Source organism: Cryptosporangium sp. NPDC048952 (assembly GCF_043197895.1).
In the GTDB taxonomy this organism is placed as follows: domain Bacteria; phylum Actinomycetota; class Actinomycetes; order Mycobacteriales; family Cryptosporangiaceae; genus Cryptosporangium.
The window spans coordinates 1,104,171-1,120,171 of record NZ_JBICTY010000002.1; the positions used below are offsets into that span (position 1 = coordinate 1,104,171).

The 16,001-nt window shown below is 69.6% G+C and carries 14 protein-coding genes; 8 read left to right on the plus strand and 6 right to left on the minus strand.

All coding sequences use genetic code 11. From position 1 onward, the window contains the following. Window positions 1-15: 15 nt before the first annotated feature. Window positions 16-702 (minus strand): FadR/GntR family transcriptional regulator, encoded by a 687-nt coding sequence (locus ACGFY5_RS13445; protein WP_392720498.1) that lies wholly within the window; start codon window positions 700-702, stop codon window positions 16-18. 115 nt (window positions 703-817) lie between these two features. Between ACGFY5_RS13445 and ACGFY5_RS13450 the strand changes: the two genes are divergently transcribed. The 6 genes from ACGFY5_RS13450 to ACGFY5_RS13475 are packed head-to-tail and all read left to right on the plus strand — an operon-like array spanning window position 818 to window position 7,618. Beyond that, window positions 818-2,110 carry an enolase C-terminal domain-like protein gene (locus ACGFY5_RS13450; RefSeq protein WP_392719878.1) on the plus strand — a complete coding sequence of 431 codons (1,293 nt, stop codon included), beginning with the start codon at window positions 818-820 and terminating at the stop codon, window positions 2,108-2,110. Window positions 2,111-2,140: 30 nt separating this feature from the next. Further along, the gene (locus ACGFY5_RS13455) at window positions 2,141-3,181 is read left to right on the plus strand and encodes a sugar ABC transporter substrate-binding protein (protein WP_392720500.1); all 1,041 of its coding nucleotides are present in this window, start codon (window positions 2,141-2,143) and stop codon (window positions 3,179-3,181) included. Beyond that, window positions 3,171-4,673 (plus strand): sugar ABC transporter ATP-binding protein, encoded by a 1,503-nt coding sequence (locus ACGFY5_RS13460; RefSeq protein ID WP_392719879.1) that lies wholly within the window; start codon window positions 3,171-3,173, stop codon window positions 4,671-4,673. Before ACGFY5_RS13455 ends, ACGFY5_RS13460 begins: the two co-directional genes overlap by 11 nt. Then, complete coding sequence (locus ACGFY5_RS13465) at window positions 4,663-5,733, plus strand: ABC transporter permease (RefSeq protein ID WP_392720502.1); 1,071 nt, start codon at window positions 4,663-4,665, stop codon at window positions 5,731-5,733. The genes ACGFY5_RS13460 and ACGFY5_RS13465 overlap by 11 nt, the downstream gene beginning before the upstream one ends. Then, the gene (locus ACGFY5_RS13470; RefSeq protein WP_392719880.1) at window positions 5,730-6,623 is read left to right on the plus strand and encodes an aldo/keto reductase; all 894 of its coding nucleotides are present in this window, start codon (window positions 5,730-5,732) and stop codon (window positions 6,621-6,623) included. Before ACGFY5_RS13465 ends, ACGFY5_RS13470 begins: the two co-directional genes overlap by 4 nt. Before the next feature lie 11 nt (window positions 6,624-6,634). Further along, entirely contained in the window at window positions 6,635-7,618 is a 984-nt protein-coding gene (locus ACGFY5_RS13475; protein WP_392719881.1) for a DUF3500 domain-containing protein, read from the plus strand. Here ACGFY5_RS13475 and ACGFY5_RS13480 read toward each other — a convergent pair. Then, window positions 7,615-8,472 (minus strand): LLM class F420-dependent oxidoreductase, encoded by an 858-nt coding sequence (locus ACGFY5_RS13480; RefSeq protein ID WP_392720503.1) that lies wholly within the window; start codon window positions 8,470-8,472, stop codon window positions 7,615-7,617. The two genes, ACGFY5_RS13475 and ACGFY5_RS13480, sit on opposite strands and share 4 nt — an antisense overlap. Window positions 8,473-8,559: 87 nt before the next feature. Here ACGFY5_RS13480 and ACGFY5_RS13485 point away from each other — a divergent pair, with 87 nt between their 5' ends. After that, window positions 8,560-9,231, plus strand: coding sequence for a hypothetical protein (locus ACGFY5_RS13485; RefSeq protein WP_392719882.1), 672 nt, complete (start codon window positions 8,560-8,562; stop codon window positions 9,229-9,231). An 86-nt stretch (window positions 9,232-9,317) separates the two neighbouring features. Here the strand turns inward: ACGFY5_RS13485 and ACGFY5_RS13490 are convergent, their stop codons facing one another. From ACGFY5_RS13490 to ACGFY5_RS13500, 3 genes are all read right to left on the minus strand, one after another. Continuing rightward, the gene (locus tag ACGFY5_RS13490; RefSeq protein ID WP_392719883.1) at window positions 9,318-10,805 is read right to left on the minus strand and encodes a DUF222 domain-containing protein; all 1,488 of its coding nucleotides are present in this window, start codon (window positions 10,803-10,805) and stop codon (window positions 9,318-9,320) included. Between the two features lie 222 nt (window positions 10,806-11,027). Then, a complete protein-coding gene (locus tag ACGFY5_RS13495) occupies window positions 11,028-12,479 on the minus strand; it encodes an FAD-binding protein (protein ID WP_392719884.1) in 1,452 nt (483 codons plus the stop codon). A 36-nt stretch (window positions 12,480-12,515) separates the two neighbouring features. After that, entirely contained in the window at window positions 12,516-13,838 is a 1,323-nt protein-coding gene (locus ACGFY5_RS13500; protein ID WP_392719885.1) for a cytochrome P450, read from the minus strand. A gap of 75 nt (window positions 13,839-13,913) precedes the next feature. Between ACGFY5_RS13500 and ACGFY5_RS13505 the strand changes: the two genes are divergently transcribed. After that, window positions 13,914-14,567 (plus strand): TetR/AcrR family transcriptional regulator, encoded by a 654-nt coding sequence (locus ACGFY5_RS13505; protein ID WP_392719886.1) that lies wholly within the window; start codon window positions 13,914-13,916, stop codon window positions 14,565-14,567. Window positions 14,568-14,587: 20 nt separating this feature from the next. Here the strand turns inward: ACGFY5_RS13505 and ACGFY5_RS13510 are convergent, their stop codons facing one another. Further along, complete coding sequence (locus tag ACGFY5_RS13510; RefSeq protein ID WP_392719887.1) at window positions 14,588-15,994, minus strand: L-serine ammonia-lyase; 1,407 nt, start codon at window positions 15,992-15,994, stop codon at window positions 14,588-14,590. Between the last annotated feature and the right edge of the window lie 7 nt (window positions 15,995-16,001).

Sequence of the window (16,001 nt, forward strand, 5' to 3'; positions counted from 1 at the left end):
GAAACGCGGCGCGCGCTAGCGGCCCTCGGCCAACGTGTGACGGAGCCACCGCGCGGAGGAGCTCACGTGGAGTAGGGCAGCCGCCCGGGCCAACTCCGGATCACCGCTGGCCAGCGCGTCGTAGATCGCCTGGTGCTCGGCCAGCGTGTTCGCCGCGGCATCCGCGCTCAGCAACCCGCGCCACACCCGCGCCCGCGCCGTCCGCCCCGACAGCCCGTCCAGCACAGACGTCAGCGACTGGTTTCCGGTGGCCGCCACCACCGTCCGGTGAAAGTCCATGTCGTACCGCACCAACTCTTCGGCGTCCGACGCCGCCGCACGCATCCGCCCGAGCAGGAAATCCAGCTCCGCGAGCTGCTCCGGCGTGATCCGCAGCGCGGCCGCGGACGTCGCCGCCGGCTCGAGCATCGACCGGATCTCCATGACCTCCAGCAGCGTGTCGTCACGCAACAGATCCACGGCCGACCCCAACCCGGCCAGCAGCAGATCCGGCGCCAGGCTCGTGACGTACGTGCCGTCCCCGGGGCGCGCGTCCAGCACCCGCGCGAACTGCAGGGCCTTCACCGCCTCGCGCATCGAGTTGCGCGATATCCCCAGCTCCGCAGCGAGCTGATTCTCCGGCGGCAACCGGCTCCCCGGCGCGAGCTCGCCGGACTGGATCAACCCGCGGATCCGGGCGATCGCGTCATCGGTCAGCGACAGAGCACCCACCTCCCTTCACAAAACAATCCCACGGGTGTAAACATCCTATGTCTTACCGCCTTCTGAGAGACCGATCACGTCTCAAATCCCGGAATTCAGTAAATCGCTCGGAGGATTGCCCGTGTCAGCCACGTTCACCGAGGTGGAGGCGCGCGACGTGCGCTTCCCCACCTCCCGCTTTCTCGACGGCTCCGACGCGATGAACCCGGTCCCCGACTACTCGGCCGCGTACGTGAGCGTGCGGACCAGCGACGGGGACGAAGGCCACTCGCTCGTCTTCACGATCGGGAAGGGCAACGACGTCCAGGTCGCCGCGATCCGGGCCTACGCGTCGCTGGTGGTCGGGCTCCCGGTGGACGACGTCCTGGCAGACCTCGGAGCGTTCTCCCGCCGGCTCTCCGGTGACAGCCAACTGCGCTGGCTGGGGCCCGACAAGGGCGTCGTCTCGATGGCCGCGGGCGCGCTCGTCAACGCCGCGTGGGACCTGCGGGCCCGCCGCGAGAACCTGCCCCTCTGGCAGTTGCTCGCCCGCCTCTCCCCCGAGGAGATCGTCGGCCTCGTCGACTTCCGCTATTTGCGCGATGCGCTGACCGAAGACGAGGCGCTGGAAATCGTCCGGAAAGAAGGCAGAAGCGACCGCGAGGCGCAGCTGATCAGCACGGGCTATCCCGCCTACACCACCACCCCCGGCTGGCTCGGCTACGACGACGAGAAGCTGGCCCGCCTCTCGAAGGAGGCCGTCGCCGACGGCTTCGGCATGATCAAGCTAAAGGTCGGCGGCGACCGCGAGGCCGACCTGCGCCGCCTGCGCATCGCCCGCGAAGCGGTCGGTCCCGACCTGCCGATCGCCGTCGACGCCAACCAGGTCTGGGGCGTCGGCGAGGCGATCGAGTGGATGGCCGACCTCGCGCCCTATCGTCCCTATTGGATCGAAGAGCCCACGTTCCCCGACGACGTCCTGGGCCACGCCCGCATCCGCGAAGCCGTCCACCCGATCCGGGTGGCCACCGGCGAGCACGGCGCCAACCCCGTGCTTTTCAAGCAACTACTTCAAGCCAACGCCATCGACGTCGTGCAGATCGACGCCACCCGCGTGGGCGGAATCAACGACAACGTCGCGATCCTCCTGCTGGCCGCGAAGTTCGGCGTGCCGGTCTGCCCGCACGCCGGGGGTGTGGGCCTGTGCGAGATGGTGCAGCACCTCGCGATGTTCGACTTCGTGGCGGTCAGCGGCACTCACGACGACCGAATGATCGAGTACGTCGACCACCTGCACGAACACTTCGTCGATCCGGTCGAGATCCGCGGCGGGCGCTACGTCGCCCCGACGACTCCCGGCGCCGGCGCACGCATGCACGCCACCTCGCTCACCGAGTTCAGCTACCCCGATGGCCCCGCCTGGACCTGATCGCACCCGACGAAGGAGTCACCCGTGCGAATGCTTCGTGTCTTAGCCGTCGTCGCCGCCGCGACCGTACTCGCCGCCTGTAACTCGTCGAGCGGAGGAACGAGCGCCGACCCCGTCATCGGGTCGGACTATCCCCGCTCCGACACCGACTTCTGGAACGCCTACGTGCGGTACAGCCCGCAGGAGGCGGAGAAGCTCGGCATCAAGAACCTCAAGACGACCAACTCCGAGAACGACGTCGCGAAGCTCACCGCGAACGTCCAGACGCTACTCAGCCAGGGCGCCAAGGGCATCGTGATGGCCCCGCAGGACACCGCGGCCGTGGCTCCCACGCTGCAGCAGCTGGAGTCCAAGAAGATCCCGGTCGTCACGATCGACACCCGGCCCGACACCGGCAACGTGTTCATGGTCGTCCGCGCCGACAACCGGGCGTACGGCGAGAAGGCCTGCCAGTTCCTCGGGGCGAAGCTCAAGGGCAAGGGCAAGGTCGTCGAGTTGATGGGTGACGTGGCCTCGATCAACGGCCGCGACCGCACCGAGGCGTTCGACGAGTGCATGAAGAAGAACTTCCCCGGCATCACGGTGTTCGCCGAACCGTCGAAGTGGGACGGTGCCACCGCCGCGAACCAGCTCCAGACCCGGCTGGCCGCACACCCCGATATCAAGGGCGTCTACATGCAGGCCAGCTTCGCCCTCTCCGGAACGCTGCAGGTTCTGAAGCAACGCGGCCTCCTCACAGCGCCGGAAGACCCGAAGCACGTGTTCATCGTCTCGAATGACGGCATTCCGGAAGAACTCAAGGACATCGAAGCCGGTCAGATCGACGCCACGGTCTCGCAGCCCGCGGACCTGTACGCGAAGTACGGCCTGTACTACGTGCAGGAGGCGATCGCCGGCAAGACGTTCGAGCCCGGCCCCACGGACCACGGCAGCACGATCATCAAGGTCCGCGACGGTGTGCTCGAGGACCAGCTGGCCGCTCCCCTGGTGACGCGTGACGGCGCCACGATCGGGGCTGAGAAGACGCTGAAGTTCGACGACAAGACGCTCTGGGGCAACAGTGTCAGCTAGTTCCCTCGTCGAGGCGGCCGGCGTCACGAAGCGCTACGGCACCACCGTGGCGCTTCGTGACGCGGGCCTGGTGGTGAACGCCGGTGCGACGCACGCCCTCGTGGGACGCAACGGCGCCGGCAAATCGACGCTGGTCAGCATCCTGACCGGGCTCCAGGCGCCGGACTCGGGGACGGTCGCCTTCGCCGGCTCCCCCGCGCCGCCCCTGGCCGACCGGAACGCGTGGCGGCAGAGAGTGGCCTGCGTCTATCAGAAGTCGACGATCATCCCGACGCTGACCGTCGCGGAAAATCTGTACCTCAACCGGCAGCCCGGCCGGGTGATCCGCTGGGGTGAGCTGCGGCGGAACGCCGCGGAGCTGTTGGCCACCTGGGACGTGGAGGTCGACGTCACCCGGCCGGCCGGCGACCTGACGGTCGAGCAGCGTCAGCTGGTCGAGATCGCGCGGGCGCTCTCGTACGACGCGCGGTTCATCATCCTCGACGAGCCGACCGCGCAGCTGGACGGACCGGCGATCAACCGGCTGTTCGACCGGATGCGCGGCCTGCAGGAACGCGGGATCACGTTCCTGTTCATCAGCCACCACCTCGAGGAGATCTATCGCGTCTGCGACGAGGTGACAGTGTTCCGCGACGCCAGGCACATCGTTACCGCGAGGGTCTCGGAGGTGCCCCCGTCCGACCTGATCGCGGCGATGACCGGCGACGCGACCACGCTCATCGAGCGTCCCGCCAGGCCGCCGGTGCCGGCGGACACCGAGGTCGTCCTGAAGGTCCGGGACATCGGCGGGGTGTCGTTCGAGGTCCGCGCCGGTGAGGTCGTCGGGCTGGCCGGAGGCGGCGGTAGCGGTAAGCGCGAGATCGCCGAGACCGTGGTGGGTCTCCGGCGCCCCGAGTCCGGCACGATCGAGGTGGCGGGCGCGCCGCTCAAGCCCGGCAGCGTGCCGGCGTCGCTCGCCGCCGGTGTGGGCCTCGTGCCGCAGGACCGGCACGCGGAGGGCTTCGTCGCCGACCTCTCGATCGCCGAGAACCTCACGATGACGATCCCGCGCCGTCTCGGCCGGTTCGGCACGATCTCCCGCCGACAGCGCCACCGCCTGGCGAACACGCTCATCGACGACCTCGCGGTGAAGACGCCCGGCCCCGACCTGCCGGTGTCGGCGCTGTCCGGCGGGAACCAGCAGAAGGTCGTGATGGGCCGGGCGCTGGCCAACGACCCGAAACTGCTGGTGCTCATCCAGCCCACGGCGGGCGTCGACGTGCGCTCCAAGGAGACGCTGCTCGGCGTCGTCGACCGGGTCCGCGAGGGCGGCACCGGCGTCCTCGTCGCGTCCGACGAGCTCGACGACCTGCGCACCTGCGACCGCGTGCTCGTGCTGTTCCAGGGCCGCCAAGTGGCCGAATTCGGCAGCGACTGGAGCGACCACGACCTGGTCGCCGCAATGGAAGGTCTGATCTCCGATGACCAAGGACGCGGTCTCGATGACGAGTGACACCCCCGCATCCGCGATCGACGCATCCGCGACCGAGGCACCCGCGGCCGAGCCGACGGACGCCAGCGCGGCCGGCGCGAGCAGCGGGGCCTCGCGCCGGCTGCAGATCGCGCGGTTGCGCGATCTCGCGCTCGTGCCGGCGATCATCGTGATCGCGATCGTCGGGTACTTCGTGAACCCGGTGTTCCTGAGCTCGACGAACCTGGTCAACATCCTCCAGACGATGGCCGAGATCGGCCTGCTCGTCCTGGCCCAGACCCTCGTTCTCATCGCCGGCAAGATGGACCTCTCGCTCGAGTCGACGTTCGGCCTCGCCCCGGGTCTGGCGGCCTGGCTCGTCGTCGAGCCCGGCGTCACCCACGGTCTGGGCGCGGTACCCGACTGGGCCGGCGTCCCGATCACCCTCGCCGCCGGCGCGGTGATCGGTCTGATCAACGGACTGCTGATCGTCCGCTTCCGCCTGCACGGCTTCGTCGTCACGCTCGGCATGCTGATCGTGCTCCGGGGCCTTCTCACCGGCATCTCCGGTGGCCAGACCTTCTTCGGCCTCCCGCCGTCGATGATGTACCTCGGCTCCACGGTGTGGCTGGGCGTGCCGGTGAGCGTCTACGTCTGCTTCGCGCTGTTCGCGATCGGCATCGCGGCCCTCGGCTACACCCGCGTCGGACGGTCCCTGTACGCGATCGGCGGCAACCCCAACGCCGCCCGCGCCGCCGGCATCCGCACCGACCGCGTGCTCTGGATCGTGCTCGTCGTGGCCAGCGTGCTCGCCGCGCTGGGCGGCCTCATGCTGTCGGGCCGACTCGCCTCGGTGGCCGCTGCCCAGGGCAACGGCGCGATCTTCACGGTCTTCGCGGCCGCGGTGATCGGCGGGGTCAGCCTCAACGGCGGCAAGGGCACGGTGTTCGGTGCGTTCACCGGCATCCTGCTGCTCTACGTCATCCAGAACGTCCTGACGCTCGCGGGCGTACCGGCCCAGTGGATCGCCGCGCTCAACGGCGCGATCATCCTCTGCGCGCTGATCATCTCCCGCATCACGAGCGGCAGGGCCCAGGAATGAGCACCCTGGCCCTCGGCGGGGCCGCGCTCGGCGGCGAGTACGGCTCGATCGACTCGTCCACCGCCCACGCCACGGTCCGAGCAGCCCTCGACGAGGGCATCACGGTCATCGACACCTCCCCCTACTACGGCCGCACCGCCTCCGAGTCGGTTCTCGGCGAGGCACTGCGCGGAGTCCCCCGCGACACGTACCGGTTGGCCACCAAGGTCGGCCGCTACGACGTCGCCGAGTTCGACTTCAGCGCCGCGCGGGTCGTCCGCAGCGTCGAAGAAAGCTTGAAACGCCTGCGCACCGACCACATCGACCTCGTTCAATGCCACGACATCGAGTTCGGCGACCTCGACCAGATCGTCGAGGAAACCGTCCCCGCCCTCCGCGGCCTGCAGGACAAAGGCCTCGTGGGATCGGTCGGCATCACCGGCTTCCCCCTGCCCGCGCTGGTGTCGGTCGCCGGGCGCGTACCCGTCGACACGGTCCTCTCCTACTGTCACTACACACTGCAGAATTCGACGCTCAGCGAGCACCTGCCGTTCTTCGCCGACCGCGGCATCGGAGTGCTGAACGCGTCACCGCTCAGCATGGGGCTGCTCACGGATGCCGGACCTCCCGATTGGCACCCCGCGCCACCCGCGATCCGGTCCGCGTGTGCCGAGGCCGCTGCCTACTGCCGGGAACAGGGCGCGAACATCGTCGAACTGGGTTTGAAGTTCGCAGTGGCTCTGCCCGGTGTGGCGTACACGATCGTCGGTGCGTCCGATCCGGAGGCGGTGCGGCGGACCGTACGCTGGGCCACGGAGCCGGTGGACCACGAGCTGCTGCGCGCCGTGCAGGACATCCTCGCTCCGGTGCACGACCTGGATTGGCCGGTGGGGCGCGCGGACAATAGGTGATCGTGCAACGCATGGTGACCGCAGCAAGGGACTGGCTGGATTCGCTCGACGACACGCAGCGCGCTTCAGCTGTGCTGCCGTGGCCGTCCGAGGAAGAGCGGCACCGCTGGTTCTACACGCCAGTGGACCACGGCGGGCTCCCGCTGGGCCGGATGACCGCGGCGCAGCAGAGCCTGGCGATGCGGTTGCTCGCGAGCGGTCTGTCCGAGGCCGGGTACGTGACCGCGTCGACGATCATGAGCCTGGAGAACGTACTCGACCAGGTCGAGGGCTGGCAGGTCACGCGGGGTGCGCGGCGCCGGCGTGACCCGCAGTTGTACTGGGTGCGCGTGTTCGGCGACCCGAGCGCGGACGGGCCGTGGGCGTGGCGCTTCGGTGGGCACCACGTGTCCGTTCACCACCTGGTGGTGGACGGCGAGGTCGCGGCGAGCTCACCGTGTTTCCTCGGCGCCGATCCGGCGGAGACGCCGCTGCTCGGCGGGCACCTGCTCCGGCCGCTGGGGGCCGCCGAGGATCTCGCGCGCGACCTGGTGCGGTCGCTGGATCCTGCGCAGCTGGCGGGGGCGGTGCTGACGACCGTCGCTCCGGACGATGTCGTCAGCCGCAACCAGCCGCGCGTGCGCTTCTCCGGCGCCGACCCGCTCAGCCTCACCGCGTTCCCCAAGGGGCTGCCGGCCGCGGCATTGACGGCGTCGCAACAGGACCAGTTGCGTGCTGTGCTCGGCGTGTTCCTGGACCGCATTCCCGCGGATCTGGCTGACCGCGAGGGGGCGAAATTCGCCGGCGACCGTCTGCACGACGTGCACTTCGCATGGGCCGGCGGCGTCGAGCGCGGCGAACCGCACTACTACCGCCTGCAGGGTCCGCGGCTGCTCGCCGAGTACGACAACACCCAGCGCGACGCCAACCACGTCCACACGGTGTGGCGCGACCCGGAAGGCGATTTCGGCGACGACGTCCTCCGCCGCCATCGGGCCGCGCACCACTCGCGTTAGCTCAGCTTGGGTACCGCCGCGGCGAAGAGGTCGATGATCGACTTCCGGTCGGTGACGTCGTGGGCGTAGACGTACGCGGCCGTGAAACCGAGGTCGCGCATCGTGCTCGCGTTCCGGACGATGTCGTCGGCGGTGCTGCTCGGGTCGATGTTGAAGATCGTGGTCTTCTCGATCGTGTCGTAGTCGCGGCCGACGTCGTCGCAGTGCCGGCGCAGCACCTCGAGCTTGTGCTTCACGGTGTCGGGGGCCCCGGCGATGTTGCACTGGTCGGCGTACTGCGCGACCAGCCGCAGCGTCTTCTTCTCGCCACCGCCGCCGATCATGATGGGCGGGCGCGACTGCAGGTTCTGCGGGGAGTTGAGCGTGCGTCCGAGCTGGTAATACTTGCCCTCGAACGGCTCCTCGGAGTCCGACCACATCTGCAGGCAGATCTGCAGCGCCTCCTCGAGCCGCTCGAACCGCTCGGTGACCGAGGGGAAGTCGAACCCGAGCCCCCGCGACTCGTCCTCGTTCCACGCGGCGCCGATGCCGAGGCCGGCGCGACCACCGGTGAGTACGTCCAGCGTCGAGATCTGCTTGGCCAGGAGCGCGGGCTCGCGGTAGATGACGCCGGTGACCAGCGTCGACAGCCGCGCCTTCTCGGTGTGCGCGGCGAGGAAGCCGAGCGTGGTGTAGGCCTCGAGCATCTCGTGTTCCGCGGGGCCCACGCCCTGGATCTGCCAGAAGTGGTCCATGACCGTGATCCGGGTGACGCCCGCAGCCTCGGCCTCCCGCACGTGGTCGGCGAGCGCCCGGCGGAGCTGTGCGGGTCCGCCGTCCCACGTGAAGTCAGCGATGTGCAGTCCGAGTTCCATCATGGGGACGACGCTACGGGTTAGAGCGCGCTCGAAGTCAACGGCGGCGCGCTGGAACGTGTTCTAGTTCGGTGCTAGGTTCGCGGCGTGCGGAAGGTCATTGTCGCGTTGCACGGTGCGGAGCTCGGTGCGCGCCTGTCGGCGCGTTCGTTCCGGGACTCGCTCGCAGCCGTCGGGGCGGGTGCTGTTCAGATCAATGTCGACGACGATCACGTCGCGCCTGCGCTGAGGTTCGGGCCCGGCGAGCGGATCACCGCACTGGTCAGTGTGTGGACCGCCCGGGATCCGGCGGAGGCGGTTGCCGCGGTGGGTGAGTCTTCGTGCGAGGCCGCGCCGCACGCGTATCTGGTGAGTGAGCGGGTGCGGCTCGATCCGGCGCCGGTGCCGGACGGGGAGCGCGCGGAGGTGCTCGCGCAGGTGGCGCTGTTGCGGCGGCCGGCCGGGATGACGCGGGAGCAGTACCTCGAGTACTGGCTGGTGCATCACACGCCGATCGCGATTCGGACGCAGGGCACTGTGTGTTACGTGCAGAACGTCGTCGAGGAGGTGCTGACGCCGTCGTCGCCGCCGGTCGCGGCGATCGTGGAGGAGCACTTCCCGATGGACGCGATGACCGATCCGCACGTGTTCTACGGCAGCCGGGGCGACGAGGCGGAACTCCGCCGCCACACCAAGGAGCTACTGACCAGCTGCGCCGAATTCGGCGCCGACCAGGGCTTGGACCTGATCCCAACCAGCCGCTACCACTGGACGCTGTAGCGCCGGGGGTCGCCGCGCGGAACACGTGGCCCTGCCGGGCCTCCGTGGTGCGGGTGGAGGCCCGGTGGGGTGGTGGCTCGCGGCGCTCAGAAGGGCGGCGGGTCGTCGGCCTCGGTGGGTGCCGGCGCTCCCGCGGGGACCGGGTCGGGGGCGAGAGGTGTGGTCCAGTCGGCGGGGACTGTCAGGGCGTCGGTGCCATCGCTCTGGTCGGGCGGGGTGACGGTGTAGGTGAAGCCGCCGGGGCTGGTCCAGTGGCAGGCTCCTGTCGCCGGGTCGTGCACGACCTGCCAGCCGGCCTCGTCCTTGGCACGATGATGCCTTCGGCAGAGCGGCACCAGATTCTTGGCGCTGGTCTCGCCGCCATCGACGCGGCGGACGTTGTGGTCGAGGTCGCAGCGATACGACGGCATCGAGCACCCGGGGAACACACACGTCGGGTAGGTGGCCCGCACGAGCCGGGCGAGCTCCGCCGACGGCCGGTACGTCGACCGCCCGAGGTCGGTGACCACCCCACCGGCATCGGTGATCCACTTCTCCCAGTACCCGTCGGCAGCCACCTCCCGCACGATCGTGGCGCAGACCGGTCCGTACCCGGTGAGCTCACCGGGCGCGTCACTAGCCCCGAGCACCGTCGAGAGCGGCGCGGTCAACGCGATCCGGGGTGGCACCGCCCGCTTACCGGCCAGCACGGTCCGAACGAGTTCGAGCGTCTTCTCGTCGGGCTCTTCGCTCCCGGCCGCGCTCCGCAACCCGGGCATCCCGGCGACCGCGGCGGGTGCGGGAAGGACGCCGGTGGCGGTGAGGACCCCGAGCTCGACGGCCGCAACGCACGCGTCGGCGCGACGCTGGTCGAGGGTGCGGGTGTCACCGGCCTGCCGGGACTTGCCGGCGAGCACGTCGATCCCGGCGCGCATCCGGGCGCCGTGGTCAGCGGGCACGATCAACCGCACGTCGACCATGCCGTCGGGCAGCGGAGTGAAGTCCACCCGGCGGCCCTTGCGTGCCTTCTTGTGCCGGCGGTCCGCGCCGGCCGGGTCGGCTTTGGCGATCTCCCTGCGCGCCCGGCTGCCCAGTTGCGCCGCGGTCTTCGTCGCCGCGAGATTCAACAGCTTGGCCTCGATCAGGGCCGCGGTTTCGTCGTCCTCGACGGCGTCGAGCCGGTGCACGATCTCGACCGCGTGCCGGAACGGAATCGCCCCCGCCGCCAGCGCTTTGCCGGTCAGCACGCACCGACCGGCCAGCGCCCGCGCGACGGTGAAACGGTCAGCCATGGCCTGACCGGACCAGCGCAGGGCCGTGGCGGCTTCTTCCCGGCCCCAGTCCTCGTCCTCCGCGCACGACCACTCGCCGGCGATCTGCAGCAGGTCCCGATTGAGCTCCGACTCCATCCACGACAGACACCGCTGCCGCGCCTGAGCCACCAGCACCTGCTCGGTCGCGTCCGGCAGCACCTCACGGGTGCCGTGGGCATCGACCAACCGACGCCGCACCGGCCCGATACCGGCCAGCGCCGTCACCAGCTCGGGCCCGGCCGTGATTCGCTCCAGACCCGCGATCAGTTCGCTCTGACTCATGCCAATGACGATCGCACACCCGTACGACGAAATCGCCGTCGTCCACAGCCGATCGAAACCTCAGGTTGGCACTGTGGACACAGCCACCCGATGATCCTCGGCGCAGCCGTGCAGCGGGCACACCCACCTCGCCGGCGCCGCGGCCGTCCCGGCGAGGACGCGTCCTGCAACCGGTGGTCGTACGGATCGACGTCCAGCACCGACCAGGAATAGAACGTGTTCTCATGAATGGGCACGGGCCGCGTGGCGTCCGGCGCGCCGCCCGAAGTACGACGCTTCGCCCATCTGGGTGCCCGAGGAGTAGCCGCGGCCGTCCACGGCGATGTTCGACGCGCACGCCCCCGCCGCATACACACCGGCGACCACCGAGCCGTCGGCCTGCAGCAGCTGGCCGTCCGGCGTCACGCGCAGCCCCCCGCAGCTGAACCCCGAGTAGAAGCACGCCCCGGGCGTGAGGTCGTACGCGCCCCAGGGACCCTGGTCGAGCGGCACGACGTACTCCGGAGCCTTGTGGAACTCGGGGTCGTCCGGAGCCGCCGCGTTGTAGGCGCCCAGCGTCGCGACCAGCGAACCTTCCGGAAGGTTCAGGCCGCGCTCCATCTCCGGAACGGTTTCCCACCCGTCGATCAGTGGCTGGAATCCGTAGCTGGGCCGCTCCAGCGTGGCCGAGTCGAGGATCAGGTACGCAGCCTGGTCGGGCTGGTCGAACACGTACGCCGAGACCCGCGAGTGGTACGCGTCCTCGTTCACGAACCGACAACCGCTCTTGTTGACGACGATCCCGCGCACGTTCCCCTCGGGCGGATAGAACGGCGAGGTGAAGAACGCGCCCTCCATGTGGTCGGCCACGCCACCCACCGACTCGCCGAGGCGGATGCCCAGCCCGTCGTCGTGCGCGTTGCCGAGCGCCATGCCGCGGGTGAACAGCGCGCCGAGCTGCGGCGCGTAGGCGTCGACCATCTCGGGGTTGAGCACGAACCCACCGGCCGCGAGCACGACGCTCCTCGCCCGGATCGCCCCCGACTCACCGAACCGCCGCCAGGTAGCGCCTACCACCGCCCCGTCCGTCACGACCAGCGCCGTAGCGCCCGTGTCGTACCGAACGTCGACGGCAAGCTCTTCGAGCTTTTTCAACGCCAATTCGACGACGAAGCCGCCGCCGCCCATGTCGCCGGGAAAAGGCGGCTTGTGGCCGCGGGGAGCCGGCCGGGCGATCTCGGAGAACGGCCAGCACTTCTCGTTGCCGGTGAACATCAGGCCCTGCGTCTCGGGCTGCACCACGGCCTTGTGCGGGTAGTACGAGCGCTCGAACTCGAACCCGAGCGACTCCAGCCAGTTGAAATGCTCGACGCTGTCGGACGCGTAGAGCCGGATCTTCTCGGGGTCACAACGAGGCGACATCTCGCGCAGGTACGCCGCCATGTCGGCGGGCGTGTCGTCCCAGCCGGTGGCCTGTTGCACGGCGGTGCCGCCGCCGAGGTAGAAGTGACCGCCGGACATCGCGCTGGTGCAGGTCAGGCGCCCGCCCCGGTCGATGACGAGCACCCGGGCACCAGCACTCGCAGCGGAGATCGCAGCGCTGACACCGGCCATCCCCGCGCCGATGACCAACACGTCGACCTCATCCGACCACGCGTCCACCTCGTGCGCACCCACCGCCGGCACCGCCTCCACGCCGACCTCCGAGAACAAAATTGGAACGTGTTCTCGCTAGGTTAGCGCGATCGGCAGCCCGTCTTTGGGAAACGGAAGGGAGTGGTTGTCCAACGGCGGTTCGTACGCCGGATCGACGGTCCAGCGGTGTTCGCGCAGCAGCCGGTGCATGATCGCCTTCACCTCCAACCCGGCGAAGTACAGGCCGATGCACTTGTGTACTCCCCCGCCGAACGGCTCCCACGCGAACCGGTGCGACCGGTCCTCCCGACGCGAGGGCCCGAACCGCTCGGGGTCGAACACCGTCGGGTTCGTCCAGTAGTCGTCCATCAGATGGGTGAACTGCAGACCCAGGGCGGCACTCGTGCCGCGTGGTATCCGAACGCCCTGGACCACGGTGTCCTTGACCGTGTACCGCACCAGCACCGGAACCGGCGCCCGCAGCCGCAGCGCCTCCTTCATCACCAGGTCGAGCGAGACCAGGCCCTCCAGCTCGGCCATCGACGGCGCGGGCCCGAGCGCGAGCGCCTCCTCGCGGCACCGCCCCTGCCAGGACGGATACTGCCCGAGGTACTGCAGGATCGTCGACGTGGTAACCGTTGACGTGTCGTGTGCGGCCATCATCAGAAAGATCATGTGGTTGACGACGTCGTCGTCGGAGAAGCGGTCGCCGTCCTCGGTCTCGATGTGGCACAGCACCGAGAAGATGTCGTCGGTCTGCTGGGCCCGCTTGGCCGGCAGGTAGTGGCGCAGGAACTTCTCCAGCACCGTGCGGCCGCGGTACGCCCGACCCCACCGGGTGAACGGCACGTCGGCGCGCACGATGCCGGCCGCTGCCTGGACGCAGGCGATGAACGCCCGGTTGACCTGGTCCATCTCCTCGCGGCTGGTGTCCTGCGCGCCGCCCATGAACAGGTCCGCGGCGATGTCGAGCGTGAGCTGCTTGAGCCGCCAGTACGACGGAAACGCCGGGTCGGCGCCCCAGCCGGCCACACCGGTCTCGACGGCCGGATGTAAGCGGCGGGTGTAGCTCTCCAGGCGTGGCCTGGTGAACGCCTCCTGCATGATCCGCCGGTGGCCCTTGTGCTCGTCGAAGTCGAGCAGCATGAGGCCGCGGTTGAAGAACGGACCGACCAGCTGCGACCAGGCCGGGCCGTTGGCGAATGCCTTGTCGCGGTTCTGGAGCGCCTCGCCGCACGCGTCCGGGCCGAGCAGCATGACCGACGTGCGGCCGAGCGCGTACCACGGCGCCACCGGGCCGTAGCGCTCGTAGTGGTGGCGGAACAGTCCGACCGGGTCTTTGGCGTAGTCGAGCACCCGGCCGACGAACGGTAGGCCGCGGTCGTCGCGGCGGAGCGATGGGATGTCCACAGCCGTCATTGGCTCACCTCCCAGACGCCTCTCAGCGTGATTCAGGAAGGGCGCCCTGTCAATTAGCTCGCTAAGATCGGACCCATGGCGGTGCGGTCAGGTGTCTACCGCGGAGTTCCCGCGGCCGACCGGGTCGCCGAGCGCCGCGCCAAGCTGCTTGCCGCCGGTCTCGCGGTCTGGGCCGATCCGGACACGCGGACGACGATGACGGCGGTCTGCGCCCGGGCCGGCCTGAGCGAGCGGTACTTCTACGAGAGCTTCACCGGGCTCGACGCGCTGCTCGAGGCCGTGATGGACGGCATCGCCGCCGAGATCGAGGCGACCAGCCGGAAAGCCGCCGACGCGGCCACCGGCGGCCCGGCCGAGCGGGTGCGCGCCGCCGTACGCGCGTTCGTGGACCTGCTGCTCGACGACCCGCGCAAGGGCCGGGTGGCGATCGTCGAGTCGGTCGCCGTGCCGAAGCTGCGCCAGCGCCGCACCGAGCTGCTGCGCTACCTCGCCCACCAGTCCGCCGTCGAGGCCCAGCGGCTCTTCGGAACCACTGTGGACGACGTCGCGGGGCTGCTGTTCATCGGCGGCATGGCCGAGCTCGTCACCGCCTGGCTCGACGGCACCGTCGACGCGTCCGCCGACGAAATCGTCGACGCGGCCACGCGCGCACTGCTCAGTTCTACCGCTGAGTCACCGAGAGAAGACAACAGCGTGCCTACCGCCGTTGAGCGCCAAGCCGCCGGGTGATGCAGTGGTCTCCTCGTCGGTCAGCATTCAACGACGTTGAGCGCCAAGCCGCCTCGTGCGGTCTCCTTGTACTTGTCCTTCATGTCGGCGCCGGTCTCGCGCATGGTCTTGATCGCCTTGTCGAGCGTCACGTAATGCTGGCCGTCGCCGCGCACCGCCATGCGTGCGGCGGTGATCGCCTTGACCGAGCCGATCGCGTTCCGCTCGATGCACGGGATCTGCACGAGGCCGCCCACCGGGTCGCAGGTGAGCCCGAGGTTGTGCTCGATGCCGATCTCGGCGGCGTTCTCCACCTGCTCGGGCGTGCCGCCGAGCACCTCGGCGAGGCCTCCGGCCGCCATCGAACAGGCCGATCCGACCTCACCCTGACAGCCGACCTCGGCGCCGGAGATCGAGGCGTTCTCCTTGAACAGCAGCCCGATCGCGGACGCGGTGAGCAGGAAACGCACCACGCCGTCCTCGTCGTAGGAGTCGAGGAAGTCGCGGTAGTAGTGCAGCACGGCCGGGACGATCCCCGCGGCGCCGTTCGTGGGCGCGGTGACCACCCTGCCCCCGGCGGCGTTCTCCTCGTTCACCGCGAGCGCGTAGAGCGTCACCCACTCCATCGCGCGCAGGGGATCGGCACTTTCGACACTGTCGCTCTGCTCGTCGAGCTGTTCGCGCAGTGCCGCGGCCCGCCGCCGGACCTTCAGCCCACCGGGGAGCACGCCGGGCGTGTGCGTGCCGCGTTCCACGCACTCCTGCATCACCGACCAGATGTGCAGCAGGCCGCTGCGGACCTCGTCCTCGGTACGCCAGGACAGCTCGTTCGCGAGCATGATGTCGCTGATCCGCAGGCCCGTGGCCTCGGCGTGGTCCAGCAGTTCCCGGCCGGTCGTGAACGGGTAGCGCACGGGCGTCGCGTCCTCGACGATCACCGGGCGGCCGGCCTCGTCCTCGTCGAGCACACTGTTCTTATTGTCGTCGAGCACGAAGCCACCGCCGATCGAGTAGTACTCGCGCCGGTCGAGCTCGTCGCCGTTGACGTCGAAAGCCTGGAACAGCATGCCGTTGGTGTGGAAGTCCAGACGCTTGCGTCGGTGCAGCACGACGTCGTCGTCGATCGCGAACTCGATCGGGTGCTCACCGGCGAGCGAGAGCTTGCCGCAGCCACGCACGGTCTCGACACGCGGATCGGCCGCCACCGGATCCACCAGTTCCGGACGCTCGCCCTCCAGGCCGAGCACCACGGCCTTCACGCTGCCGTGGCCGTGGCCGGTGGCGCCGAGGGAGCCGAACAGTTCGCAGCGGACCCGCGCGACACCGGCCAGCACGCCGCTCTCGCGCAACCGCGTCGCGAACGACCAGGCGGCTCGCATCGGTCCCACGGTGTGCGAACTGGACGGACCGATCCCCACCGTGAACAGGTCGAAGGCGCTGATGGTCATTCGTTCA